Annotated in this window: 21 protein-coding genes; 7 read left to right on the forward strand and 14 right to left on the reverse strand. The window is 58.0% G+C overall.

Annotated features, from left to right (window positions below; translation table 11 throughout):
* Positions 1–37: 37 nt before the first annotated feature.
* From hflX to Q675_RS27550, 7 genes are all read right to left on the reverse strand, one after another.
* Complete coding sequence (gene hflX, locus Q675_RS27520) at positions 38–1,336, reverse strand: ribosome rescue GTPase HflX (protein WP_022991412.1); 1,299 nt, start codon at positions 1,334–1,336, stop codon at positions 38–40.
* Positions 1,337–1,430: 94 nt separating this feature from the next.
* Entirely contained in the window at positions 1,431–1,682 is a 252-nt protein-coding gene (gene hfq / locus Q675_RS27525; RefSeq protein ID WP_011786214.1) for an RNA chaperone Hfq, read from the reverse strand.
* A 37-nt stretch (positions 1,683–1,719) separates the two neighbouring features.
* Positions 1,720–2,709: a tRNA (adenosine(37)-N6)-dimethylallyltransferase MiaA gene (miaA, locus tag Q675_RS27530; RefSeq protein WP_220150698.1), complete on the reverse strand. Its 990-nt coding sequence runs from the start codon at positions 2,707–2,709 to the stop codon at positions 1,720–1,722.
* A 57-nt stretch (positions 2,710–2,766) separates the two neighbouring features.
* A complete protein-coding gene (gene mutL / locus Q675_RS27535) occupies positions 2,767–4,656 on the reverse strand; it encodes a DNA mismatch repair endonuclease MutL (RefSeq protein WP_014422152.1) in 1,890 nt (629 codons plus the stop codon).
* A gap of 20 nt (positions 4,657–4,676) precedes the next feature.
* On the reverse strand, positions 4,677–6,008 hold the full coding sequence (locus tag Q675_RS27540; protein WP_014422153.1) for an N-acetylmuramoyl-L-alanine amidase: 1,332 nt from the start codon (positions 6,006–6,008) through the stop codon (positions 4,677–4,679).
* A complete protein-coding gene (tsaE, locus tag Q675_RS27545) occupies positions 6,005–6,502 on the reverse strand; it encodes a tRNA (adenosine(37)-N6)-threonylcarbamoyltransferase complex ATPase subunit type 1 TsaE (RefSeq protein WP_011786218.1) in 498 nt (165 codons plus the stop codon). The genes Q675_RS27540 and tsaE overlap by 4 nt, the downstream gene beginning before the upstream one ends.
* Positions 6,499–8,061 carry a bifunctional ADP-dependent NAD(P)H-hydrate dehydratase/NAD(P)H-hydrate epimerase gene (locus tag Q675_RS27550; RefSeq protein WP_031211315.1) on the reverse strand — a complete coding sequence of 521 codons (1,563 nt, stop codon included), beginning with the start codon at positions 8,059–8,061 and terminating at the stop codon, positions 6,499–6,501. Before Q675_RS27550 ends, tsaE begins: the two co-directional genes overlap by 4 nt.
* A 136-nt stretch (positions 8,062–8,197) precedes the next feature.
* Here Q675_RS27550 and queG point away from each other — a divergent pair, with 136 nt between their 5' ends.
* On the forward strand, positions 8,198–9,286 hold the full coding sequence (gene queG, locus Q675_RS27555; RefSeq protein ID WP_023011134.1) for a tRNA epoxyqueuosine(34) reductase QueG: 1,089 nt from the start codon (positions 8,198–8,200) through the stop codon (positions 9,284–9,286).
* On the opposite strand, the gene orn is transcribed toward queG, so the two are convergent.
* Positions 9,281–9,823 (reverse strand): oligoribonuclease, encoded by a 543-nt coding sequence (gene orn, locus Q675_RS27560; RefSeq protein WP_011786221.1) that lies wholly within the window; start codon positions 9,821–9,823, stop codon positions 9,281–9,283. The two genes, queG and orn, sit on opposite strands and share 6 nt — an antisense overlap.
* Positions 9,824–9,928: 105 nt before the next feature.
* On the opposite strand from orn, the gene rsgA reads away from it, so the two are divergent.
* Positions 9,929–10,984 (forward strand): small ribosomal subunit biogenesis GTPase RsgA, encoded by a 1,056-nt coding sequence (rsgA, locus tag Q675_RS27565; protein ID WP_011786222.1) that lies wholly within the window; start codon positions 9,929–9,931, stop codon positions 10,982–10,984.
* 14 nt (positions 10,985–10,998) lie between these two features.
* Here rsgA and motB read toward each other — a convergent pair whose 3' ends face one another.
* Positions 10,999–11,958: a flagellar motor protein MotB gene (motB, locus tag Q675_RS27570; RefSeq protein WP_011786223.1), complete on the reverse strand. Its 960-nt coding sequence runs from the start codon at positions 11,956–11,958 to the stop codon at positions 10,999–11,001.
* 30 nt (positions 11,959–11,988) lie between these two features.
* Positions 11,989–12,840: a flagellar motor stator protein MotA gene (motA, locus tag Q675_RS27575; protein WP_011786224.1), complete on the reverse strand. Its 852-nt coding sequence runs from the start codon at positions 12,838–12,840 to the stop codon at positions 11,989–11,991.
* A gap of 195 nt (positions 12,841–13,035) precedes the next feature.
* On the opposite strand from motA, the gene asd reads away from it, so the two are divergent.
* Positions 13,036–13,896, forward strand: coding sequence for an archaetidylserine decarboxylase (gene asd / locus Q675_RS27580; RefSeq protein WP_011786225.1), 861 nt, complete (start codon positions 13,036–13,038; stop codon positions 13,894–13,896).
* A gap of 6 nt (positions 13,897–13,902) precedes the next feature.
* Here the strand turns inward: asd and epmA are convergent, their stop codons facing one another.
* Both epmA and efp read right to left on the reverse strand, forming a co-directional pair.
* The gene (gene epmA, locus Q675_RS27585) at positions 13,903–14,871 is read right to left on the reverse strand and encodes an EF-P lysine aminoacylase EpmA (RefSeq protein WP_011786226.1); all 969 of its coding nucleotides are present in this window, start codon (positions 14,869–14,871) and stop codon (positions 13,903–13,905) included.
* 9 nt (positions 14,872–14,880) lie between these two features.
* Complete coding sequence (efp, locus tag Q675_RS27590) at positions 14,881–15,456, reverse strand: elongation factor P (RefSeq protein ID WP_011786227.1); 576 nt, start codon at positions 15,454–15,456, stop codon at positions 14,881–14,883.
* A gap of 45 nt (positions 15,457–15,501) precedes the next feature.
* On the opposite strand from efp, the gene epmB reads away from it, so the two are divergent.
* The 3 genes from epmB to Q675_RS27605 all read left to right on the forward strand — a co-directional run bounded on the left by epmB (position 15,502) and on the right by Q675_RS27605 (position 20,748).
* Positions 15,502–16,569: an EF-P beta-lysylation protein EpmB gene (gene epmB / locus Q675_RS27595; protein WP_023011135.1), complete on the forward strand. Its 1,068-nt coding sequence runs from the start codon at positions 15,502–15,504 to the stop codon at positions 16,567–16,569.
* Between the two features lie 177 nt (positions 16,570–16,746).
* Positions 16,747–18,561, forward strand: coding sequence for a hypothetical protein (locus Q675_RS27600; protein WP_023011136.1), 1,815 nt, complete (start codon positions 16,747–16,749; stop codon positions 18,559–18,561).
* 102 nt (positions 18,562–18,663) lie between these two features.
* Positions 18,664–20,748: an EAL domain-containing protein gene (locus tag Q675_RS27605; protein ID WP_022991419.1), complete on the forward strand. Its 2,085-nt coding sequence runs from the start codon at positions 18,664–18,666 to the stop codon at positions 20,746–20,748.
* A 53-nt stretch (positions 20,749–20,801) separates the two neighbouring features.
* Here Q675_RS27605 and serB read toward each other — a convergent pair whose 3' ends face one another.
* Together serB and parC are read right to left on the reverse strand one after the other, a co-directional pair.
* Entirely contained in the window at positions 20,802–22,034 is a 1,233-nt protein-coding gene (gene serB, locus Q675_RS27610) for a phosphoserine phosphatase SerB (RefSeq protein WP_023011137.1), read from the reverse strand.
* Positions 22,027–24,333, reverse strand: coding sequence for a DNA topoisomerase IV subunit A (gene parC, locus Q675_RS27615; RefSeq protein ID WP_023011138.1), 2,307 nt, complete (start codon positions 24,331–24,333; stop codon positions 22,027–22,029). The genes serB and parC overlap by 8 nt, the downstream gene beginning before the upstream one ends.
* 173 nt (positions 24,334–24,506) lie before the next feature.
* Here parC and Q675_RS27620 point away from each other — a divergent pair, with 173 nt between their 5' ends.
* Positions 24,507–24,761 (forward strand): hypothetical protein, encoded by a 255-nt coding sequence (locus Q675_RS27620; RefSeq protein ID WP_011786233.1) that lies wholly within the window; start codon positions 24,507–24,509, stop codon positions 24,759–24,761.
* Positions 24,762–24,779 lie beyond the last annotated feature (18 nt).

Consider the following 24,779-nt stretch of genomic DNA (forward strand, 5'->3'; position numbering starts at 1 on the left):
AGGGATTTATCAAGGCCCCGGCAATAGCAGGGGCCATTCAGACCGGCCGGCTTTCCAACCGGATCACGTCCTCACGTACACCGGCACGGCTCAGAAGCTGCAGCCAGTCCCGGTTCTGCAGCCGGACTTCCAGCACCTGATCGCCGTTGTCGCAATGCTCTTCACTCAGTACCGAACCCGCCTCGTGCAGAAGCGCTCTAAGCTTGCCATCGGCAGGGCCAAGACGCACAAAGTGGTGCACCACATCCTCTGCCAGACGCTCGACGATGGCGTCAAACAGCAGCTGCAGGCCTTCACCGCTTACGGCCGACACCCAGGCTCGCACCGGCAATCCTTCTTCGTTGCGATCAATGCGGGGCTCAAAACCATCAAGCAGGTCAATCTTGTTGAACACCTGTAGCATCGGAATCTCATCGGCTCCGATTTCGGCCAGCACATTTTCCACCTGCTCGATGTTTTCATCCCGGCGGCTGTCGTGACAGTCGATCACATGCAACAGCAACGTGGCCTGCGTGGTTTCTTCCAGCGTCGCCCGGAAGGCCTCCACCAGCTTGTGCGGCAAATGCCGGATGAAGCCCACGGTGTCGGCCATTACGACCGGCCCGATGTCGGGAAGTTCCAGACGGCGCAGGGTCGGATCCAGGGTCGCGAACAACTGGTCTGCTGCATATACGCTGGAAGTGGTAATTCGGTTGAACAGCGTGGACTTGCCCGCGTTGGTGTAACCCACCAGCGACAACGTGGGTATGTCGGCACGCTTGCGTGCGCGACGGCCCTGATCCCGTTGCTTGCGGACTTTTTCCAGGCGCCGGTGAATGGATTTGATGCGTTCGCGCAGCAGCCGGCGGTCGGTTTCGAGCTGGGTTTCACCCGGCCCCCGCAAGCCGATACCCCCTTTCTGGCGCTCCAGGTGAGTCCAGCCCCGCACCAGCCGGGTAGACATATGCTCCAGCTGCGCCAGTTCCACCTGCAGCTTGCCCTCGTGGGTCCGGGCCCGCTGCGCAAAGATATCCAGGATCACGCCCGTGCGATCAAGCACCCGGCACTTGAGCTCGCGCTCAATGTTACGTTCCTGGCTCGGGCTCAGGGCATGATTGAACAGCACCACATCGGCCTCGGAAGCGGCCACGGCATCCCGGATTTCCTCAAGCTTGCCCTCTCCCACAAAAAAACGCGGGCTGGGCTGCTTCCGGGTGCCGGTTACCGTAGCAACCGGCTCTACGCCGGCGGATGTCACCAGTTCCCGGAACTCTCCCGGATCTTCGGTATCGTCGTGGGCGGTAAAATCAATGTGAACGAGAACCGCCCGTTCTCCGACATCTGGACGCTCAAACAAGTTTCATCAACTCCATAAACACAAACACCCGCGACCATTCAAGCACATAGGCTGTCCTGGAGCGCGGGTGTGAAAGCGGGAAAAGCAGGCGTTATCAGTCTTCAGACTCACCTTCACCTGCCGGGTTCTGCTGCGGTAGCCGGACGTTACGAGCAGGAACCACAGTGGAAATAGCGTGCTTGTAAACCATCTGGCTCACCGTGTTCTTGAGAAGAATCACGAACTGGTCAAAAGACTCAATCTGGCCCTGAAGCTTGATACCATTGACCAGAAAGATGGAAACCGGAATGCGTTCCTTGCGCAATGCATTGAGGTAAGGGTCTTGTAAAGAGTGCCCTTTTGACATGTGTTTTCTCCTGTTTATAAGTAAATGCAGATCGTCATTATTCAACGTTAAATGTGGTGTGAAGCCCGGATTTTTTCAAGGTATCCAGCACCACTTGCGGGTCGGCGGAGTCCAGCCAGTGCACATCTCGCCATTTTCGCAACCAGGTAAGCTGCCGTTTCGCCAACTGACGGGTGGCGGCAACGCCCTTGGCAACAAAGCTGTCGTAATCCTCGTTGCCTGACAGGTAATCCCAGGCCTGTCGATAACCCACGCAACGCATCGAGGGAAGATCGGGGCTGAGATCACCCCGCGCCATCAAGGCACGGACTTCATCAAGGAAGCCTGCTTCCAGCATTGCCAGAAACCGTTTCTGTATCCGCGAATGCAGCACAGAGCGCTCGGCAGGCGCCAGGGCAAACTGAAAAACAGTATACGGCAGGCCAGCGCTTTCGTCTGCCTGCCAGCTGGTAAAATACGTGTAATCCTCAATACCAGACTGCGGATGTTGCCCGGAAGTTCCCGATTCTGACTGCCAGAACGAGGAGATCGGCTTATCTGTAAGCCGGATCACCTCAATGGCCCGCATCAGTCGCTGGCGATTGTTGGGATGAATCAGGCGCGCAGCCTCGGGATCTTTTTCTGCCAACTCCTCATGAAGGGCGCCCCAGCCATCGCGTTCGGCTTCCCGCTCAATTTCTGCCCGCAGCGCCTGATTTGCCGAAGGCAGATTCGACATGCCATGCAGCAACGCCTTGAAGTACATCATGGTGCCACCCACCAGCAACGGGATCCGGCCACGGCCAGATATATCGCTCATGGCCGCCAACGCATCGCGGCGAAAATCCGCCGCGGAATAGGTCTCCGCCGGATCACAGATATCGATCAATCGATGTGGTGCCAGCGCGAGTTCTTCAGGCGAAGGTTTGGCAGTGCCAATGTCCATGCCACGATAAACCATCGCGGAATCCACACTGATGATTTCACAGGGCAACGTACGGCAGAGCTCAATGGCAAGATCGGTCTTGCCAGACGCAGTCGGCCCCATCAGAAAGATCGTTGGCGGCAATGAACCCTGCTGGGAGCGGTTATCGGGAATCACCGCTTAGCGCCCCCGCAGAAACAGCTTGTCCAGTTCAGACAGGGTGACCAGGGTCCAGGTGGGACGGCCATGGTTGCACTGTCCGCTGCGCTCCGTTGCTTCCATATCGCGAAGCAACGAATTCATTTCTGGAATCGTGAGCTGCCGGTTTGCCCGCACCGACCCATGGCAGGCCATGGTGCCGAGCAATTCATGGGTGACCGCTTCAACGCGATCACTCTGGCCGTGCTCAATCAGATCTGCCAGCACATCGCGCACCAGCTGCTCAGTGTCTGCCCCTCGGAGCAATGCCGGGATCTGCCGCACTGCCAACGTCTCTGGCCCGATACGCTCAATCTGCAGACCAAGGTGCTGCAGCTCTTCTCCATGGCTCTCCGCAAGCGCCGCCTCTTTCTGGCTCACTGCCAGTGACAGGGGCACCAGCAAAGGCTGGCTCTTAAGATCCTGTTCGACCAGGGCCCGCTTCATGCGCTCATAAGTAATACGCTCATGGGCGGCATGCATATCCACCACGATCAGGCCGGCACGGCTCTGGGCCAGAATGTAGATTCCGTGCAGCTGGGCAATCGCATAACCCAGTGGCGGCTCTTCCGCATCATCCCTGGGCGGCGTAACCGAAGCTGACGCCGCTGGCATTTCTGCCCGGGCAACAGGGGTTGAAACACCGCCACCCTCATTCAACGACTGGTAAAACGCCATCTGATCACTGGCCCGCCACTCCTGCTGGGGTGACTGCCCGGGCGACGACGGATAAGCCTCAGTGCGTGACTGTGTGGGCCAGGGTCCCGATGTACCCGGGGCACTAAAACCGCCAGCCGAATGCTCGGGTTCAACAACCGCAGACTCACGACCAAAGGATTGGGCCGCCGCCCCACGGAGATGATCGTCCGGGCGTACATCCGCCAGGGCTCGATGCAGAGTCCGGAAAATAAAATCGTGAACCAGCCGGCCGTCGCGGAACCGAACCTCATGCTTGGTTGGGTGAACGTTGACATCCACCGTAGCCGGATCTACCTCCAGGTACAGCACAAATGCAGGGTGACGGTTGTTGTACAGAACGTCCCGGTAGGCCTGGCGAACTGCATGGGCGACCAGTTTGTCCCGGATCACCCGGCCATTCACAAAAAAGTACTGCAGATCTGCCTGACTGCGGGAAAAGGTCGGCAGCGCCACCCAACCCCAAAGGCGCAACCCGGTGGCCTCGGCATCAATAACTACCGCATTGTCGATAAACTGCTGGCCACACAGCGAACCAATCCGACGTTCCTTGTCCAGATCCGTCTCAGCAGGGCGCAGGCTTTGCACCACTCTCTGGTTATGACGCAGGGTAAAACCGGTATCGAACCGACTCAGAGCCTGACGGCGAACACACTCTTCAACGTGGTTGAATTCGGTTTTTTCCGTGCGCAGGAATTTGCGGCGGGCAGGAGTATTGAAGAACAGATCCCTCACTTCAACCGTGGTACCCACGGGATGGGCCGCCGGTGAGATGCGAGCATCCATGTCGCGGCCTTCCACCTCAACACGGGCCGCCGCTTCCTGCAACTCGGTACGGGAGGTGAGGGTCAGGCGTGACACGGAGCTGATACTGGCCAATGCCTCACCCCGGAATCCCAGAGAGGCCACAGCCTCAAGATCATCCAGGGTCAGGATTTTGCTGGTGGCATGCCGGCTCAGGGCCAGAGGCAGGTCCGCCTCTTCAATACCGGAGCCGTCGTCACGCACCCGGATCAGTTTTGCCCCACCCTGCTCGATCTCCACATCGACGCGCGAGGCCCCGGCATCCAGGGCATTTTCAACCAGCTCTTTAACAACAGAAGCAGGACGTTCTACCACCTCCCCGGCAGCAATCTGGTTGGCAAGCCGGGGGGACAGTAACTGGATGTGGGGCATATCCGGGGACTACCTCTTGATCAGGATGAGGGGATGCGAATGGTTTGCCCTACCATAACACGATCATCGTTCATCCCGTTAAAGCGCATCAGCTCGCTGACGGTGGTCTGATTCTCCCGGGCAACGCCCGAGAGAGTATCACCTCGCTGTATCCGGTACTGGCTGACGTCGGTGCCACCCCGGTTTTGCTGTTTTTCCCAGGCCAGCAACGTGCCGGGAGGTGGTGTGCGACGAAAATACTGCTCGATGCCATCGAAAATGGCGTTGGCCAGCTTGTTGCGGTACCACTCGGACGCAAGATTCTTCTCTTCGGTCGGATTCGAGATGAAACCGGCCTCCACCAGAATCGAGGGGATGTCCGGCGACTTCAAAACCACAAATGCCGCCTGCTCCACCCCCTGTTTGTGAAGCTTGGCCACACGGCCCAACCGGCCCAGCACGGAATCTCCAACCCCCAGACTGGCGTTGATACTTGCGGTCATGGAGAGATCCAGCAATACCCCGGCCAGCATGTCATCACGGCCATCCAGAGAGACACCGCCGGCACCACCGATCAAATCTGAACGGTTCTCGCTCTGGGCGAGCCATCGAGCCGTTTCACTGGTGGCACCGCGCTGAGACAGCGCGAAGACGGATGCTCCCCGTGGCTGCGGCGTTCTGAAGGCATCGGCGTGCACCGACACGAACAGATCCGCGTTGTACTTGCGGGCCAGCAAGGTGCGGTTCCGCAAGCCCACGTAATAATCGCCTGTCCGAGTAAGCTTGGCAGTGAACCCTTTCTGCTGGTTGATCAGATCGGCCAGACGCTTTGCCATTCTCAGCACGACATCCTTTTCCCGGGTCCCCCGGGGCCCGATTGCGCCCGGATCTTCGCCGCCATGACCGGCGTCGATAACCACGATAATGTCACGCTTACCGGCAGAATCCTGGGTCACCGTCGGGCTCGTCGCCCGATCGAGACGGCTGCCCTGTTCGTCAATCAAATCGACCACCAGACGATGGCCATACTGCTGATTCGGCTCCAGCACAAAGCTGCGAGGCTTGATATCACTTTTCAGATCCAGCACCACCCGCAAATCGTTACCATTCCTTGGCGCGCTGCGAATACGCTGAATGGGGCTGCCGGAAAGGTCGACCTTGCTGAAATCCGTGCCGAGAGCAGCATCCTTCAGATCAATAACCAGCCGGGACGGTCCACTCAGAGAGAATACGTTGTGCTCAACCAGACCGGCAGTGTCCAGCACCAGGCGGGTATGATCCGGAGCCGGCCACAAACGCACCCCCTCGACACGGGTACCGGCCAAAACTGTACTGGCTGAAAGCAACAGCGCCATAATCACCAAGATTTTCATGAATCCGGCCCTATCAGTTCTATTTCATTAAGCAAGGAAGCCCCAAGCTCCGAACGGGCGCGCAATACCACAGAGCGCCCCTGACCTTCCCGTTCAAGATGGATTTCCAGATCCGGATCAGGCAAGACTCCCTGACCACGCTCCGGCCACTCAATAATCCGGATGCTCTGGCTGGCAAAATAATCCCGGATTCCCATGTATTCCAGTTCCTCGGGGTCACCCAGCCGGTACAGATCAAAATGGTACACCGGTGGTTCCAAGTGTTCGTAGGGTTCAACCAGTGTATAGGTCGGGCTCTTGACGGCACCCTCGTGGCCAAGCCCTCTCATAACACCACGGCTCAGGGTCGTCTTGCCCATCCCCAATTCGCCGTCGAGAAAAACGGTGAGGCCTTCCCGGGCATGACTGGCCAACCGGGCCAACTCACCACCAAGTTTTTCCGTCTCGGCCTCATCTTCCAGAAACAACCGGCGTTCATTACCAAAAATACTCATCGATTCCCCCGGTCACTAAAACATTCAGGCCGCTCCGACCTTACCAGCACCTGTGGCACGGCTTCGATCACATCAGCCGGGAGCAGCCCCATATAGCCTTTATTCTGCCCCGCCTCATCCGCGGCCGCCAGATGTAAAGCCGCTGAAGCCATTACCGCCTGACGGGCGGACGGAATTTGCCCGAGAAATGCCCCCAGGATGCCCGACAGCACATCGCCCATGCCCCCTGTCGCCATCCCCGGATTACCGCCCGGTATTATGCCGGGCACTCCGCTGCCGGTGGCAACAACCGTACCCGCACCTTTGAGCAGGACAATGCCATGCCACAGCTTCTGTATGCGTGCTGCCGCTCCCATCCTGTCCCCCTCGACTTCCTGAACACTGCAGCCCAGCAGCCTGGCCGCTTCTCCCGGGTGGAGCGTCAGCACATGGTTGTCCGCCGGTGCCGGGGCGCGGTCGGCCATGATGTTGAGTGCATCTGCGTCCAACACTCTGGGCTTGCCACTGGCAATAACCTGCTGCAGCATTTGCTGTCCCCAGGCGGACTGGCCGATCCCGGGTCCGCAGACCACGACATCGGGTTTCTCCAGTAAAGCCGGCAACTCAGACCCGTGGGTTACACCCCTGACCATCAACGACGGACAACGAGCCAGCGCAGCGGTAACGTATTCCGGCCGGGTGGCCAATGACACCAACCCGGCGCCGGCCCTGGAGGCCGCCTCTGCAGCCATGATACCCGCCCCGCCGAAACCGTGATCTCCCGCCACCACCAGGACATGACCGAACATGCCCTTGTGGGCGTTAGCGGGGCGTTCCGGCAACCAGGACTGGCATCGCGCCCAGGGATAAAGCTCGGCCAAGGGCATTTCCCCGCTCTGCTGACCGGCGTTAATCGCCCCCAGCGCTTCAAACATTACCTGACCACAGACACCCGCGCCTGCGCCGGTGAAGAGGCCAGTCTTGGCGCCGATAAAAGTGACCGTCACATCGGCATGCACCACATCCCCTGTCGCGGCACCGGTTGTGGCATCCAGGCCGGACGGCAAATCCACCGCCAATACAGGCTTTCCGGATTGGTTCAACTGACCAATAACATTGGCAAAGGGCTCCCTGGGCGCGCCGGTTACTCCGGTACCGAGCATGGCATCTACCACCACCGCAGCGCTATCCATCCGCGCTTGCAAATCGGCATCGGACAGGGCACTGCCTTCAAGAATCTCGACACCATCGGCCCGGGCTTTCTGGCACGCAGACCGGGCGTCGCCCGTGAGCTTTTCAACAGGTGCAACGGCGACACACGCCGCATCAATGCCATGACGCTGAGCATTGGCGGCCACCAGGTAGCCATCGCCGCCGTTATTGCCAGCCCCGCACAACACAAGCACAGGCTGCGCTCCGGGCCAGAATGCCACCAGATGGCGGAACGCCGATCTAGCTGCCGTTTGCATCAATTCGAAGCCATCCACCCCCTGCTGTTCAATCAGATAGCGATCCATCGCCCGCACCGAGTCGGCGGAATAGAGCGCTTCTGGTAGACTGTGCTCGGAAACAGAGGGCATTTGCCGGGAACTCCCAGATACAGAAACCGGTTTAAGAAAATTGGCCAGATACCTGTAAAGCATAGCAAAACAGGAAAAAAGGTCATAACTTAATCAAATTAAATCTTCGCAGGGCCGCACCTGCCAGCAGTCCACTATGGCCGTTACTCCAGAACACCCAGCTTCAGAAACGCTCCATACAAAGCTCGCGGACCTGCCTGCACAGATCCGCCGTTGGGCACGGGAGCTGGGCTTTTCCGATGCCGGGATTACCCAGGCGGAGACGGGGCCTCACGCTGAACGCCTGCAGCGCTGGCTGGCAGCAGGTTACCACGGCCAGATGGCCTACATGGCCGACCATGGCGACAAACGTTACACACCCGACTCCCTGGTACCCGGGACCACCCGGGTCATTTCCGTCCGACTGGATTACCTGCCAGCACCTGACAACCCGAAACAAGTGCTTACTGACCGGGAACGGGCCTACGTTACTCGCTACGCCCTGGGGCGCGACTACCACAAACTGATGCGCAAACGCCTGGCCACGCTGGCAAAATGGATTGACGAGGCTGTCAACGGCTATGACTACCGGGCATTTGTCGACAGCGCGCCGGTACTTGAGCGCGGACTGGCGCAACGGGCCGGACTGGGTTGGATTGGCAAAAACAACATGCTGATTCACCCCAAAGCCGGTTCGTTCTTTTTTCTGGGTGAAATCTTCACCAATGCCCCTCTGCCCCTGGATGCACCGTTCGACAGCCAACACTGCGGCTCTTGCGCTGCTTGCCTGGACGTATGCCCGACCGACGCCTTTGTAGGCCCTCACCTACTGGATGCCCGGCGCTGCATCAGCTATCTCACTATTGAACTGAAAGGACCGATCCCGGAGGAGCTGCGTTCACAAATGGGCAACCGGGTATTCGGCTGCGACGATTGTCAGTTGGTCTGCCCCTGGAACAAGTTCAACAAGCCCACCGACGAGGAAGACTTCAAACCGAGGCATGGTCTGGACAATTCATCCCTGGCGGAGCTGTTCCTGTGGACCGAGCAGGAGTTTCTGAAGCGCACGGAAGGGTCAGCAATACGGCGCACCGGCTATGAAAACTGGCTCAGGAATCTGGCGGTGGGACTGGGCAACGCCCCCAGCACCATTCCGGTGGTGGAGGCACTCAAAGCCCGGGCCGACCACCCGTCGGAACTGGTCCGCGAGCACGTGGCCTGGGCCTTGAAACAGCACGGACTATAGCTTGAAGAAATGATCCCGGTAGTGACGCAGTTCATTGATGGAGTCACGGATATCGTCCAGAGCCAGATGACTGCCCTGTTTCTTGACTCCTTCCAGCACGTCCGGGCGCCAGCGGCGGGCCAGCTCCTTTACCGTTGAGACATCGAGATTGCGGTAGTGGAAGAAGGCTTCCAGTTTGGGCATGTATTTCACCAGAAACCGCCGATCCTGACCAATACTGTTGCCACAGAGCGGGGATTGTCCTGGCTCAAGATGTTTGCCCAGAAACTCGAGGGTTTGCTGCTCGGCCTCTGCCTCGCTGATGGTACTCTCTTTGACCCGTTGGGTCAGACCACTGGCACCATGGGTGCGGGTACACCATTCATCCATCTGCTCCAGCAGGCTGTCTGGTTGGTGAATGGCAATCACCGGCCCCTCTGCCACGATATTCAGCTGGGAGTCGGTGATGATGCTGGCCATCTCGATAATGCGTTCTTGCTCGGGATCCAGACCGGTCATTTCCAGGTCAATCCAGATCAGGCGGTCGCCGTTACTCATCTCGCTGTTACCTATGCCGTTTTGTCGGGTGGATGAAGTTCTGTGTATTGTCCACGATTCACGTATGATGTGATACCCAAACGCCGGTTAACCGATTGAACGCAGATGGCAAAACGACGATTGAACAAACGCCAGCAATGGCGCATCGAAAAGATCCAGAAAGAACGGACGGTGAGAGCTGCACGCAAGGAAAAAGCGGTGGAAGAACAAGCCGCCGCCGGTGAGCTTGGCCCTGAGCAGAATGGACTGGTGATTGCACACTACGGCCAGCAACTGGATATCGAGGCGCTTGAAGGCCCGGAATCCGGGCAGGTGTTCCGCTGTTTCGTCAGAGCCAACATTGACAGCCTGGTGACCGGAGACCGGGTGGTCTGGCGCCCGGGCAAAAGCAAAACCGGCGTGATTGTTGCCCGCTGTGAACGGGAAAACCTGCTGCAGCGCCCGGACAACTTTGGCGCGCTAAAACCGGTGGCCGCCAATATCGACCATATCATTCTGGTAATTGCCCCCGAGCCCGAGCCCCACGACAACCTGATCGATCGTTATCTGGTGGCGTCTGAAAGCTCTGACATTCCGGCGGTAATCCTGCTGAACAAGACAGATCTGATTAACGACGACAACCGGGATCAGATCGAAGCCCTGCTGGCCAGATATCAGGCGCTGGGCTATGAGGTGGCGCGCACTTCAGCCGCAGAAACCGCAGGCACGCCAGCCCCGGAAGTAGAAGCTCTGGTGCGGAATCAGACCAGTGTCTTTGTGGGTCAGTCCGGCGTGGGCAAGTCTTCCATCATTCAGACACTGTTACCGGATGAGCTGCTGCGAGTGGGCGCGGTCTCCGAGAGCACCGGCAAAGGCGTGCATACCACCACCACGGCAAAACTGTTCCACCTGCCCGGGGGGGGCGATCTGATCGATTCTCCGGGTATCCGGGAGTTCGGTCTCTGGCACATGACGCCGCAGGAAGTGGAATACGGCTTTCGGGAAATCCGGCCGCTGATCGGGCTCTGCAAATTCCGCAACTGCCGGCATATGGGCGACCCAGGCTGCGCCCTGGATGCCGCCGCCGAGGCCGGAGATATCTCCCCGGAACGCCTGAAGAGCTTTCATCGAATCCTTCAGGATATGACCGATCAGCAGGCACGAGGGCTCAAACTGACCTGAGCCCCGGATCAAAGCTACCAATTGAGCTCGCCGGGAGCGGGTTCTTCTTTTGGCTGGAACCACTCTCCGTCTTCTAACTGCTCCCGGGCCTGCTGCTCCTGTTCCTCCGTTGGACGCGTGAGATCAATCAGCGGCTTATCGGAACGTCCGGCCCCGGTCTCAATACTGTCGGCGGTCTTTTTATTCAGGACAATAATGGAAATGCGTCGGTTCACCGGAGCCGTGGGATTGTCCTTGTCGAACAGCACCGAATCACTTAGCCCCACCACCCGGGCAATCTGCTCCAGCCGGACGCCACCGGCAACCAGTGCTCGCCGCGCGGTGTTGGCGCGATCTGCCGACAACTCCCAGTTGGTGTAACCCGGCCGGCCACTGAACGGTGTGGCGTCGGTATGGCCGGTAATACTGATTTTGTTATCGACCGAGCCGAGCTTCTTCGCCAGCTCAAAGAGAATGTCCTGGGAGTAGTACTTCAATTCATCCCGGCCACTGTCGAACATCGGACGTCCTGACCTGTCCACAATCTGGATTCTCAGTCCCTCATCCGTAATGTCTAGTAAAAGCTGGTCTTTGAATTCTTGAAGCGTATCGCTGTTCTCTATGCGTTCCTGAAACTCCTGGAACAACTGCCTCATTCTGCGTTGCTCCAGCGTATCTGCAAGCTCATCTACGACCTCATCTTCTATCTGGATGGTACTGGCTTCCTGATCCTGGGTAGCCTCTTCAATGACAGAAGCACTGCCCTCAAGGTCTACCGGATTCGGTGAGCCGCCGTCAGTAAAGCCCACAGGGTCCTTAAAGTAACCTTCTACCGCCAGCTTCTGCTCTGGGGTTGCCGTCGCGGTCAGCCAGAGCACCAGAAAAAACGCCATCATCGCGGTCGCAAAATCGGCAAACGCAACTTTCCAGGAGCCGCCGTGATGCCCGCCGACAACCTTTTTCTTGCGTTTGATGATGATCGGCTGTTCTTCCAAGATACTCTCCGAGGCTAACCAGGCTTTTTGTTACTTTGAGCGAACGTGGTCATTGAGCTCCTGAAATCCCGGTCGCTTTTCAGTAGGGAGTGCCTTGCGCCCAAATTCGATTGCCATTTGGGGAGCCTGTCCTGACACCGTCGCGACAATGGCCGATTTAACACACTCGTAGGCTTTCAGCTCATATTTGGCGGCATGCTCAAGCGCAATCGAGGTTGGCCCGACAAAACCATACCCCATCCAGATGCCGAGAAAGGTACCAACAAGTGCTGCCGCAACGCTCAAGCCGATTTTCTCCGGCCCTTCCGTGAGGAACCCCATGGTGATAACGATCCCCAGCACGGCGGCGACAATACCCAGCCCTGGCAGAGCATCAGCAATCTTGTTGACCGCATGAGCAGGCTCTTCAAGCTCGTGCTGTCGATTTTCGATTTCGTTTTCCATCATGCCTTCCAGCTCATGCGGCGCCATATTGCCGGAGCTGATGATACGCAGGTAATCGGTGATGAAATCCAACAGGTGTTTGGATTTCATAATCGCCGGATAACGACTGAAGATCTGGCTCGACTCCGGATTATCGATGTCCTCCTCAATGGCCATGACGCCCTGCTTGCGGGACTTGTCGAACACCTCATAGAGCAGACTTAACAAATCCATGTAATAGGATTTATTGAAAGGAGACCCGGTCAGCAACCGGATACACGCCTGAAACACCTCTTTTACCGTGTGTAACGGGTTGGCGATGATAAATGAACCAACGGCCGCTCCGCCGATAATCAGGATTTCTGTCGGCTGCCACAAAACCGCCAGATTGCCGCCGTGCAGAACGTACCCACCAAGAACGCACGCAACAACGACCACAGCTCCAATGATCAATAACATGGTGACTATGCACGCCTTTTGTCTGGTTAACGGCCGGGGCCGGTTACTACCCGAAGCTGGCTCAGCCGGGAACACCCAAAATGTGATCTGATAATAGCAAGCATCAACCGTAACAGCGAAGCTGTGAAACAATTTCTATACACTGCGCCGGGTTTGCTAGACTACCGCGCTTTATGATCGCAAGAGTCTCCCGGAATGCTTGATAAACTGTTTGTTCTTAGCCAATACGTCACACCCCAGCTGGCGGTTTCCCGCCTGGCAGGCCGTCTGGCCGACAGCGAGAGCACTCCAGCCCTGAAAAACCGTGTGATCAAATGGTTTATCGGCCGCTATGGCGTGAACATGAGCGAGGCCGCTGAGCCAGACTTTACCGCCTACCCCACGTTCAACGCGTTTTTTACCCGTGCACTCAAGCCGGGCGCTCGCACCATAGACCCCGCACCGGAAACCCTCACCAGCCCCGTGGACGGCGCCATCAGCCAGATTGGCCAGATCAGCACAGACCGTGTATTCCAGGCCAAGGGACAGTCATTCAGTCTCACTGAATTGCTCGGCGGCGATGACGAACGGGCCGAGCCCTTCCGGGAAGGCGAGTTCGCCACTATTTACCTGTCGCCCAAGGATTACCACCGTATTCACATGCCCATGGCTGGCACCCTGAAAGAAATGGTCTACGTACCCGGGAAGCTGTTCTCAGTCAATCCGGTAACCGCCGAAAATGTGCCGAACCTGTTCGCCCGAAACGAACGGGTGGCTTGCCTGTTCGACACCGAGGCGGGCCCCATGGCTATGGTATTGGTCGGCGCGATGATTGTAGGCAGCGTGGAAACCACCTGGGCCGGCGTGGTAGCCCCCAATTCCGGCAAAGTTACGCAATGGCAGTACCGCGGAGACGATGCCGTTCAGTTTGAAAAGGGTCAGGAAATGGGCCGTTTCCGCCTGGGCTCAACCGTCGTGCTGGTGATGCCCAAGGGTGCAGTTAAATGGCAACCGAACCAGGTGGCCGAGAAAACGGTACAGCTGGGTGAAGCCTTCGGCAAACTGAACGTCAAATAGCAGGGCTCAGGCCCGCTCAATCGGAAACGCAATAACGTCCTGAATGTTGCGACTGCCCAGCTTGAGCATCAACAGCCGGTCAAGGCCCATGGCCACACCGGCGCATTCCGGCAGGCCTGTCTCCAGCGCTGCCAGAAAAGACTCGTCCAGCGCCATCTCCGGCTTGCCACTGGCACGCCGGAGATGGTTATCGGCGGCAAAACGGGCCCGCTGCTCGGCCGGATCGGTCAACTCCCAGTAACCATTACATAGCTCCAGGCCATGAATGTAGAGCTCAAACCGGTGCGCCACTCTGAAGCCCTGATGCTCAGAGATGCGTGCCAGAGCGGCCTGGGAGGCGGGATAGCGGGTAATGAAAACCGGTTGCTCACAGCCCAGCTTCGGCTCCACCACGAAACTCATGACCAGATCCAGGCAGCCATCCCGGCCGAGGCCGGCCAGCTGTTCCGGCTCCAGCCACTGTTCACAGTAGCGTTCAAGGTCCCGGTCGGTGATGGTCATCGGGTCGATACCCGCAATGGACTGCATCGCCTCACGGTAGCTCACAGTTACCGGAGGCGAGCACTCCAGCCAGCCACAGACCAGATCCGAGACTTCCCGCATCAGTTGTTGATCGTCAAAGCCAACGCGGTACCACTCCAGCATGGAGAATTCCGGATTGTGACGTTTGCCGCGCTCACCGTTACGAAACACCCGGGCAATCTGGAATATTGATCCTGAACCTGCGGCCAGCAGCCGCTTCATGTGATACTCAGGGGAGGTCTGCAACCAGCCCCCCTGAACGCCGCCAGCGTCGACCTCAGACGGAATGCCATCGAGATTGACGTCGGTTACGCCGTGGCGTCCCAGTACCGGGGTTTCTACCTCCAGCACCCGCCGCTCAGAAAAAAAGCCACGCACGTGGGCCAGAAGCTGTGCGCGGCTTTCCAGAGCGGCCCGGGAGGCAGAGGGCTGCCAGACAGGGCGATCAGTCATGATCGATGATCAGCTGCTTTTGACACGGTTGACGTATTCACCGGAGCGGGTATCAACCTTCAGCACCTCACCAATGGTGATGAACAGTGGCACGTTCACAACGGCACCTGTGGACAGGGTCGCGGGCTTGGAGCCACCCTGGGCAGTGTCGCCTTTCATGCCGGGATCGGTATCAACCACTTCCAGCTCGACAAAGTTCGGCGGGGTCACGGTCAGCGGCGCGCCGTTGTACAAAGTCACGGTATAGACGTCCTGTTCTTTCAGCCACTTGACGGTATCGCCAACCGCCTTGGCATCAGCCGCATACTGTTCGAATGAGCCATCGGTCAACATGAAGTGCCAGAACTCGCCATCGGTATACAGGTATTCCATGTCCTGTTCGACAACGTCGGCTGCTTCCAGGGATTCGCCGGATTTGAAGGTACGCTCCCAGACCCGATTAGTCATTAGGTTACGCAGCTTAACCCGGTTGAATGCCTGGCCCTTGCCCGGCTTGACGAATTCGTTCTCGAGCATGATACAAGGGTCGCCATCCAGCAAAACCTTGAGACCGCTGCGAAATTCGTTGGTAGAATATGAAGCCATGAAATGTCCACCTGACAGACTGTCGTTAAAATTTCAAAGGTCGCTATGATACAGCGAACCCCCGCCCGTATAGAAGCCCGCGATGCCAGCCATCCGCCCGAGGCCCGGGTTGAACCAGGCACCACCTTGGACTGGCAACAGATACTGAGCCAATCCATCACAACTCCCGAACAGCTATTGGAACGGCTGGGGCTCGCCCCGGAGGAGTGGTACAGAGGCGCCGCCTGTGGCCACAGACTGTTTCCGATCCGGGTGCCCGAGCCCTACCTGGCACGAATTGAGCCAGGCAACCCGGATGACCCCTTGCTGCGGCAGGTACTTCCTGTCGCCCAGGAAGCGGAGGTGCATCCGGATTTCGTATCGGACCCGCTGGAAGAGGCGTCGGCCATCCAGACCACCGGCCTGATTCGCAAATACACCAGCCGTGCCTTACTGATGATCACGGGACAGTGTGCCATCAATTGCCGCTATTGCTTTCGCCGGCATTTTCCCTATGGTGATCACCGCCTTGGCCCCGAAGACCGGCGCCAGGTCATCGACAGCCTGTCGGCCAGCCCGGAAATCAACGAAGTGATCTTGAGCGGTGGCGACCCACTGGCGGTGAACGACCGCCTGCTCTCACAATGGGCCGAACTACTGAATGGCATTCCCCACCTTCGCCGTCTGCGCATTCATTCTCGCCTGCCAGTGGTGATACCACAGCGGGTCTGCGACAGCCTGATTGACTGGCTGTCTCGCACCCGGCTCCAAAAGGTCCTGGTGGTGCACGTGAATCACCCGGCGGAAATCGATCAGGCCACCCGCCAAGCGTTCCGGCGCCTGAGCGAGGCCGGAGTTACGCTACTGAACCAGAGCGTGATCCTCAAAGGCGTTAACGACAGCAGCGCCACACTCTCGGCCTTGAGCGAGACGTTGTTCGACGCGGGCGTTATGCCCTATTACCTGCACGCCTTTGATCCGGTCTCCGGTGCCCGGCACTTTTCCGTGAGTGACACCGAGGCCATCCGGATTGTTAACGAAATGCTGGAAAATCTACCAGGCTTCCTGGTTCCAAAGCTGGTTCGGGAGCTTCCCGGCCGCGCCAGCAAGACCCCGCTGGACCTGGGTTCGTGAGACCTGTCGCAAAAGCTGGCCCACTTTCACTTGTCAAAGATTGTCAACTCATGATTTTCTCGCTTTTTGTCGTTGCTTTGCTATCTTAAAGTGCAAGATCCATAAACAATAACGACCTGTATTTTCGGCGTTTTCGCTGAGTTACAACTACCGCGGTCCCGACATTGGCGTGAGAACATGGATGGTAAGATCCTGAAACCAGAGCTCAAGGTTCCTGAACAGAAAACAGCCAGCCTGTCGTTTTGCGACACCAGCCCCAAGGCCTTTCGCGCCTGGGCGGATCAGTTGCCGATGGCCAATACCGGTGAGGCATCTCGTCAGCTATATCACGCGATCATTGAGCTGAACCATCTGTTCCTGTCGCCGCTCCAGCGCCTGCAATTTCTGGAAATCGTGCGGGACAAGATTCATTTTGTCTGTAATGAGCTATCGCGACACTTCCTCGGGCTCGCCATCGCGCTGCCTGAAAAGCAACGAAAGATTGCCAATCTGACCCAGGCACTTCAGCTGCATCTGGCCGCCGGGTACAAGCTTTGTCTGCTGGAATACGTCGACAATGGCGGAGTAGACAAACACCGGCGCCAAATTGCCACGGCAATCCATAGGGCAATGTCGGAGCTGGCCGCCACCATACTTCGGTCCCATCAACTGTATTGTCCGAGCCCGGCCAGCAGCTGGCTGGAATGCCATCGCATGTTCCGTTTTGCGCACCGGAACAAACTGGCCAACATGGAGGTGGATGACGACACCCTCACGCACCGACGAGCCAGTACGGTTGTCGACAGCTACAAACGTATTCTTCTGCTTGGCTGTGCGCGGCCTAACCAACTGCGTCAGGCCGAATTGACACAGGTATATGACCTGTTCGAATCCTGGACCGAGCACTGCCAGTGTGCCCCGGATCTGGGCCCCGACAGCCTGTTCGTCATCAATATGGAAAAAGACAATCCGCCGGTCTACCGCAGCCTGCTCGAAAATACACCGGGCAATGAAAGCTTCAGCTTCGACACCCGCGATCTGTCCACCCTGCTGGCAGAGACCCTGCACGCCAGGCGCCAAGACGGCCATGGAGGCGAAGCTCTCAAAATTCCCTCCACGGTGAGCGATACCTTACTTACGCACCTGAGCCAGGCACTCGGCATTCTGGCCAAGCGCAATTTCAACCGCATTGCCAGCCAGGGCACGCTGGAAGTGTGCGTGGGCCTCACCGCTGCGCATTACTTCGTGGCCGGCCAGAAAGTCTTCTCAGAATTTCTTGATGGCAACGAAAGCAGTCATCACGAATCCGACAACCTGTTTATCCGCAATGCCAATCGCAAGGCAGACGCCTGGTCCGGCGCACACGATGCCGGCCCCAATGAAGACCGCCTGCATTCTGCCGATGCCCCGATCAACTTCCGCACCAGTGGCGGCAGTCAACAACCATCAGCTGTTCAGGATAAAAACCGACCAAGATCCCACCACGCCCTGCTGATCAACACCAGCCCCGGTGGCTACTGTGTGGCCTGGGAGAGCAATGTACCGGCGTCGTTGCAGGCCGGTGAAATTCTGGGCGTGCGAGAACAAAGCTCCCACCCCTGGAGCATTGCCGTTGTGCGCTGGCTGCGCCAGATCCGCAATCAGGGCACTCAGGTGGGCATAGAGCTACTGGCACCGAGCGCCGCACCCTGTGCCGTGCGACTTATCCAGAAAGTCGGCAACAGCAGCGAGTACCTCAGGGGCCTGCTGCTGCCCGAAATCAGCGTGGTCAATCAGGCCGCGACACTGATTACCCCGCGGCTGCCGTTCCAGACCGGCAGCCGGATCTCGCTGCTGCAAGATGGCCGTGAAGACCGGGGACAGCTACTGAAAAAAGTCTCGGCCACTGGCAGCATCAGCCAGTTCGAGCTGAAACTCCAGAACCCCATCACCCCAACTGCCGGTCGTGGTGCTCCCCCATCAACGCCAGGCACCACGGAAGACGAATTTGACTCACTGTGGCCGTCGCTTTAAATAGTGCGGCCCGTCAACTGCCGGCATGGCCAGGGTTGTTATTGCTGGCCAACCCCTGCATCATTCATCCGTGAATATCCGGCACCACGAGACGTCTGACGAATGCAGAAGAAAAACACGACCGTACACCTGCTGATTCTTGACCCATCACAAAACGATGCGGAATCCATGGTCAGCTTGCTCCGCAACTCCGGCAAGGCTACCCGCGCTCACCGGATTACCTCGGAAGAAGATCTGGAAGAAGCGCTCAAGACCTCCAACTGGGACTTGCTGCTGGCACGCGACCTGGAACAGGAATTCGGGGCAGACGATGCTCTGGCCATGGTCAAGCGCATGGACAAGGACATCCCCTTCGTTCTGCTGACCGAGGAATACAGCCGCGAGCGTACCGTCAACATCATCCGTGCCGGTGCCCAGGATGCCGTGCCCTTTCAGTACACCGACCAGCTCGTTCTGGTCGTCAAGCGGGAGCTGGCAGCTCTTGAGGAACGTCGCAAACGCCGGGTACTGGAATCTCATCTGCGTGAGGCCGAGCAGCGATGCCAGTTGCTGCTGGAAAGTTCCAAGGATGCCATTGCCTACATCAACGATGGCATGCACATCTATGCCAACCAGTCCTACATGGAATTCCTGGGCTACGACGACATCGACGAGCTGATTTGTATTCCGGTGCTCGATACCCTTACGCCGGAAAGCCAGGAGAAATACAAGGAGTTCATGAAAGCGTTCGCCGAAGAGCGCAAAGATGGCATGACTCTGAACTGCACCGCGCGCCGCAGTGACGACCACGAATTGAATGTCACCATGTCGGTGTCCGCAGCCACATACGACGGAGAGGCCTGCACCCAGATCGTTCTGCAACCGGAACACAGCGATGCCGAGCTGGAGGAAAAGCTGAAACAGATCAGCAGCCAGGATTTGCTGACCGGCCTGTACAACCGTCAGTACCTGATGGATGCCCTGGCCCAGGCTATCGCCACGGCTGGCAAGGACAACAAGACCGGCGCCCTTGCCTACATTGCCCTGGATAATTTCCTGAGCATGAAGAGCCAGGTCGGCATCTCCGGCGCGGATCTGTTGTTGGGCGATCTCGCCACCCTGCTTCGGGAACAGGCCGGCGACGAGGTCACCCTGGCCCGCCTGAGCGACGATGCCTTCTGCGTCATGTGTCTGCCCTGTGATGAAGCCAGCATGGAAAGTCTGTGCGAGCGCATCCGTAAAGCGGTCGAGGACCACTTGTTCGACATCAACGGCCGGACGGTTCCGCTGACCGTGTCCATCGGTATCGCCGCGATCACGGAAAACTCACCAAAGGCCGAAGAACTCATGGGCCGGGCCCATACTGCCTCGGCCGATGTGAAAAAACAGGAAGGCCACGAGCGTGGCAACGGCATCCTGGTCTATAACCCGGCTGAATACGAGAGCCTTGATGAAACCAACTCGGTGGAGGCCATTCTCAAGGCTCTGGACGATAACCGTTTCCGGCTGCTGTTCCAGCCCATCATCAACCTGCGCGGTGAGGGTGAGGAGCATTACGAGGCCTTTGTCCGGATGCTCAACAAAGACAACGAAGAAGTCTCGCCGTATGACTTCCTGCCGCCGATGGGACCCAGCGATACCGCCATCAAGATCGATCGCTGGGTTATCCTGCAAACCATCAAGCAGCTATCGAGCCACCGCTCAAGGGGCCACGACACTCGCCTGTTCCTGAACATCACAGCCGAGACGCTGCAGGACAAGACCTTCACGCCCTGGCTCAGCGTTGCCCTCAAAGCTGCCCGCTTGCCGGGAGATTCGCTGATCTTCCAGATCCGCGAAGGCGATGCCAACAACTACATGAAGCAGGCCAAGGACTTCACCAAGGCGGTGCACGAACTGCACAGCAAGGTATCCATTTCCCAGTTCGGCTGCGCACTCAATCCGTTCAACACCCTCAAGCACATTGAGGCGGATTACGTGAAGATTGATGGTTCGTTCACGGAAGAAATCCAGAAGAGTGACGAGGCCAAAGAGCAGGTCAAGGAAATGGTCAAGAGCCTGCAGAATGCCGGCAAGCTGACCATCATCCCGCTGGTGGAAAACGCCGGCGTTCTTGCGACGCTCTGGCAGGCAGGCGTGAACTACATTCAGGGCTACTACCTGCAGGCGCCGGTACCGGAGATGAACTACGACTTCGGCGACAACTGATCAACGGCCGCTTAACCAAAAAAGGGCGAGATCATTCTCGCCCTTTTTTGGTTTCAGAGGTGGGTATTCTGAAGCGTTTGATTGGTCTCGCTTTCCCGGAACCCGATCAGGTACAGGATGGCATCCAGCCCTAAGGTGGAGATGGAGTGGCGTGCCGACTCCTTGACCAGTGGCTTGGCCCGGAAAGCAACTCCCAGGCCCGCCTGACTGAGCATTGGCAGATCATTGGCGCCGTCCCCAACGGCAATCACCTGTTCCCGGGAAATGTGCTCTTTCTCAGCTATTTCCAGCAACAACTCCGCCTTTCGCTTACCATCTACAATCTGACCTTTCACCTCACCGGTTACTTTGCCGTCGATAATCTCCAGCTCGTTGGCGTAGATATAGTCAATGCCCAGCTTACCCTGAAGATGACGAGCAAAATAGGTGAAGCCGCCAGACAGGATGGCGGTCCGATAGCCCAGCGCCTTCAGACTGCGAATCAGGTGCTCGGCCCCTTCGGTCATTCGCAGCCGGTTGGCGATCCCTTCAAGCACCGACTCGTCCAGCCCCTTCAACAGGGCCAGGCGCTCGGCAAAGCTCTGACTGAAATCCAGCTCACCCTGCATGGCACGCTCGGTGATCTCAGCGACCTGCTCACCGACTCCCGCTTCATGGGCCAGCTCATCGATCACCTCAGCTTCAATCAGCGTGGAGTCCATATCGAACACCACCAGCCTGCGGTTGCGTCGGAAGATCGAATCTTCCTGGAAGGCGATATCCACATTCATCTCGCCGGCAATGTGCAGGAAATCGGCCCGAAGCTGTTCAAGATCCGAGGGCGTCCCCCTTACCGAGAACTCGACACAGGCAATACGGTTTTCCGAGGTGTTCAGCGACGGTCTTGCTGACAGCCGGGTAATATTGTCAATGTTCAGGCCATGACGCGCCGTAATCGCCGATACCCTGGCGATCTGCTCAGCCTTGATGTCGCGGGAAAGCAGGGTCACGATGTAACAGGCCCGGTTGCGGCCCTCAGCCCAGACCTGATATTCCTGCTCGGTGATCGGCGCAAAATGCACCTGCAAATCCAGTGCGTGCAGACGGAACAGCAAGTCCCGGATCACCGGAGAGGATTTCGATTCATCCGGGATTTCGATCAGAATGCCCCAGGTCAGATGGTCATGAATGACCGCCTGGCCTATATCCAGAATGCGGACATCGTAACGCCCCATGATTCCAGTGATTTCCGAGGTCAGGCCGGGTTTGTCCCGGCCCGATACGTTTACCAGCACCAGCTCACTCACTGTCTGTATTCTCCCCGCTCTGGGCTTCTTCCTCGGCCCGCGCAGCCGAAGGAATCACATCAATACCATCCACACGCTGCAGGCCCCGTGGCAGCTTGTGACCACGACGGCCCCGCTCACCCAGGTAGTGCTCAAGATCGCCAAACCGCAGGCCGAGCTTGCGCTTGCCCGCTTTCACTTCCAGCTGATCCTCTTCACCAAACACGGCGACAGCAACCACGTATTCTTCGCGATTCTGCACCCGGGCGGAGGGAATACTGATGATCTTGTTACCTTTACCCTTGGCCAGCTCCGGCAGCTCGCTGAGCGGGAACACCAGCATGCGGCCCTCATTGGATATGGCCGCCAGGTACAGGGTCGATGCCGTTTCCGGAATCATTACCGGTGGCATGATTCTGGCGCCTTTGGGTACGCTGACCACGGCCTTGCCCGCGCGATTCTTGCTGATCATGTCGTTCAGCGACGTGACGAAACCATAGCCACCGTCGGTGACCAGCAGTGTCTTACGCTCGGGATTACCCATCAACAAACCGGAGAAAGTAGCTCCGGAGGGGGGATTGATCCGCCCGGTCAGGGGCTCGCCCTGCCCCCTGGCAGACGGCAGACTGTGGGCCATTAATGAATAGGCCCGGCCGGTGGAATCCAGGAAAATCGCCTGCTGGTTGTTGCGCCCCTTCGCCGCCAGGGCAAAACGGTCGCCAGACTTGTAGCTGAGACCAGCGGGGTCAATGTCGTGACCCTTGGCCGCGCGAACCCAACCCTTATCGGACAGCACCACCGTCACCGGATCGTTGGATACCAGATCGGTTTCGCTGAAGGCGCGGGCTTCCTCCCGCTCGACAATCGGCGAACGGCGGTCATCACCAAAGGTCTCGGCATCCTGCTCGAGTTCGGTCTTGATCAGTTCGCGAAGCCGATCTTCTGAGCCCAGAATGGCCTGCAGCTCATCGCGCTCGGCGGAGAGCTCATCCTGTTCGCCGCGAATTTTCATTTCTTCGAGCTTGGCCAAATGCCGGAGTTTCAGCTCCAGAATGGCCTCGGCCTGCTCCGCCGACAAACCAAAGCGCGCCATCAGTTCGGCCTTGGGCTTGTCTTCGGTGCGGATAATCTCGATTACCTCATCAATATTGAGGTAGGCAATCAACAAGCCTTCCAGAAGATGCAGCCGGGCCAGCACCTTGTCCAGGCGATGCTGCAAACGGCGTGTTACCGTTGTTTTCCGGAATGCCAGCCACTCGGTCAGGATGGTGTACAGGCCTTTTACGCCCGGCCGGCCATCGTTACCGATCACGTTGATATTGACCCGATAGGTCTTCTCAAGATCGGTACTGGCAAACAGGTGCGCCATCAGCCCGTCCAGATCGACCCGATTGGATCGGGGCACGATCACAAGTCGGGTCGGATTTTCATGATCCGATTCATCGCGCAGGTCTGCCACCATGGGCAGCTTCTTGGTCTGCATCTGCTGGGCAATCTGCTCCAGCACCCGGTTTCCGGAGACCTGGTGCGGCAAATCAGTGATCACCACTTCGCCATTCTCGCGCATCCAGCGTGCGCGCATCCGCAGCGAACCTCGCCCGGTCTCGTACATCTGGCGCAAGTCTTTGCGGGGAGTGATGATTTCAGCCCTGGTCGGGAAATCCGGCCCCTTGATGTGTTCGCACAGCTCATCCACGGACGCATCAGGCTGATCCAGCAGACGAATACAGGCTGCCGTGACCTCCCGCACGTTGTGGGGCGGAATATCGGTCGCCATACCAACAGCAATACCCGTGGTGCCGTTCAGCAGCACGTGCGGCAACCGGGCCGGAAGTACCGAGGGTTCTTCCATGGTACCGTCAAAATTGGGCACCCAGTCTACGGTTCCCTGCCCCAGCTCACTGAGCAGTACTTCCGCGAAGGGGGCCAGCCGCGATTCGGTATATCGCATGGCGGCAAAGGATTTGGGATCATCTGGAGACCCCCAGTTACCCTGCCCGTCTACCAGCGGGTAGCGATAAGAAAACGGCTGGGCCATGAGCACCATGGCCTCGTAACAGGCACTGTCGCCGTGCGGGTGGAACTTACCAAGCACATCACCCACGGTACGAGCCGATTTCTTGTACTTGGAGGTGGACTTCAGCCCCAGCTCCGACATGGCGTATACAATCCGCCGCTGTACGGGCTTGAGCCCGTCCCCTACGTTGGGCAGAGCCCGGTCCAGAATGACATACATGGAATAGTCCAGGTACGCCTTCTCGGTGTAGTCCCGGAGTGATACCCGCTCGAAACCTTCATCCGTTGTCTGAAACTCTGGCATGGACGCCTCTTTGCCTTGGATGCCTATCAATGTTGTGGCGCACATTATATGGACGCCAGCCCCGATACACCAATTTCCAATAGCGGAATTCCCGCATGGAGACTCTGTAAGGTGAGCCGTATTCTCGCCACAGTGATTAGAACGCCGTTTACTCTCTGAACAAGCGGAAACCTATGAAACCCAATCTCAAAGCCTGCGGGCAAGCCATGGTTACGGCCATGGTCAATGCGGTTCTGGCCGTTGCCCTGATGCTCCTGGTGGAGTTTGCCATCAGTGGTACCTTCCAGGTTCCCGAGCCCTATATCTGGGCGGGGGTACTGATATGGGCCGTTATTTTCGCCGCCCAGTTCCTCCGTCAACGGCATCTTTGCCGTGCCTGTGAACAGACTGACGAACCTTCATCCGCCGAAACCGTCGGCAAATCCTGACCCATATCAAGGGCCTGG

Source organism: Marinobacter sp. EN3, assembly GCF_000475315.1.
In the GTDB taxonomy this organism is placed as follows: Bacteria; Pseudomonadota; Gammaproteobacteria; order Pseudomonadales; family Oleiphilaceae; genus Marinobacter; species Marinobacter nauticus.

Excerpts from the sequence above, each read along its gene's own strand:
- hfq (WP_011786214.1), bottom strand. The coding sequence starts at position 1,682 with ATGTCAAAAGGGCACTCTTTACAAGACCCTTACCTCAATGCATTGCGC.
- miaA (WP_220150698.1), bottom strand. The coding sequence starts at position 2,709 with ATGGGGCCGACTGCGTCTGGCAAGACCGATCTTGCCATTGAGCTCTGC.
- mutL (WP_014422152.1), bottom strand. The coding sequence starts at position 4,656 with ATGCCCCACATCCAGTTACTGTCCCCCCGGCTTGCCAACCAGATTGCT.
- Q675_RS27540 (WP_014422153.1), bottom strand. The coding sequence starts at position 6,008 with ATGAAAATCTTGGTGATTATGGCGCTGTTGCTTTCAGCCAGTACAGTT.
- tsaE (WP_011786218.1), bottom strand. The coding sequence starts at position 6,502 with ATGAGTATTTTTGGTAATGAACGCCGGTTGTTTCTGGAAGATGAGGCC.
- Q675_RS27550 (WP_031211315.1), bottom strand. The coding sequence starts at position 8,061 with ATGCCCTCTGTTTCCGAGCACAGTCTACCAGAAGCGCTCTATTCCGCC.
- queG (WP_023011134.1), top strand. The coding sequence starts at position 8,198 with ATGGCCGTTACTCCAGAACACCCAGCTTCAGAAACGCTCCATACAAAG.
- orn (WP_011786221.1), bottom strand. The coding sequence starts at position 9,823 with ATGAGTAACGGCGACCGCCTGATCTGGATTGACCTGGAAATGACCGGT.
- rsgA (WP_011786222.1), top strand. The coding sequence starts at position 9,929 with ATGGCAAAACGACGATTGAACAAACGCCAGCAATGGCGCATCGAAAAG.
- motA (WP_011786224.1), bottom strand. The coding sequence starts at position 12,840 with ATGTTATTGATCATTGGAGCTGTGGTCGTTGTTGCGTGCGTTCTTGGT.
- asd (WP_011786225.1), top strand. The coding sequence starts at position 13,036 with ATGCTTGATAAACTGTTTGTTCTTAGCCAATACGTCACACCCCAGCTG.
- epmA (WP_011786226.1), bottom strand. The coding sequence starts at position 14,871 with ATGACTGATCGCCCTGTCTGGCAGCCCTCTGCCTCCCGGGCCGCTCTG.
- efp (WP_011786227.1), bottom strand. The coding sequence starts at position 15,456 with ATGGCTTCATATTCTACCAACGAATTTCGCAGCGGTCTCAAGGTTTTG.
- epmB (WP_023011135.1), top strand. The coding sequence starts at position 15,502 with ATGATACAGCGAACCCCCGCCCGTATAGAAGCCCGCGATGCCAGCCAT.
- Q675_RS27600 (WP_023011136.1), top strand. The coding sequence starts at position 16,747 with ATGGATGGTAAGATCCTGAAACCAGAGCTCAAGGTTCCTGAACAGAAA.
- Q675_RS27605 (WP_022991419.1), top strand. The coding sequence starts at position 18,664 with ATGCAGAAGAAAAACACGACCGTACACCTGCTGATTCTTGACCCATCA.
- parC (WP_023011138.1), bottom strand. The coding sequence starts at position 24,333 with ATGCCAGAGTTTCAGACAACGGATGAAGGTTTCGAGCGGGTATCACTC.
- Q675_RS27620 (WP_011786233.1), top strand. The coding sequence starts at position 24,507 with ATGAAACCCAATCTCAAAGCCTGCGGGCAAGCCATGGTTACGGCCATG.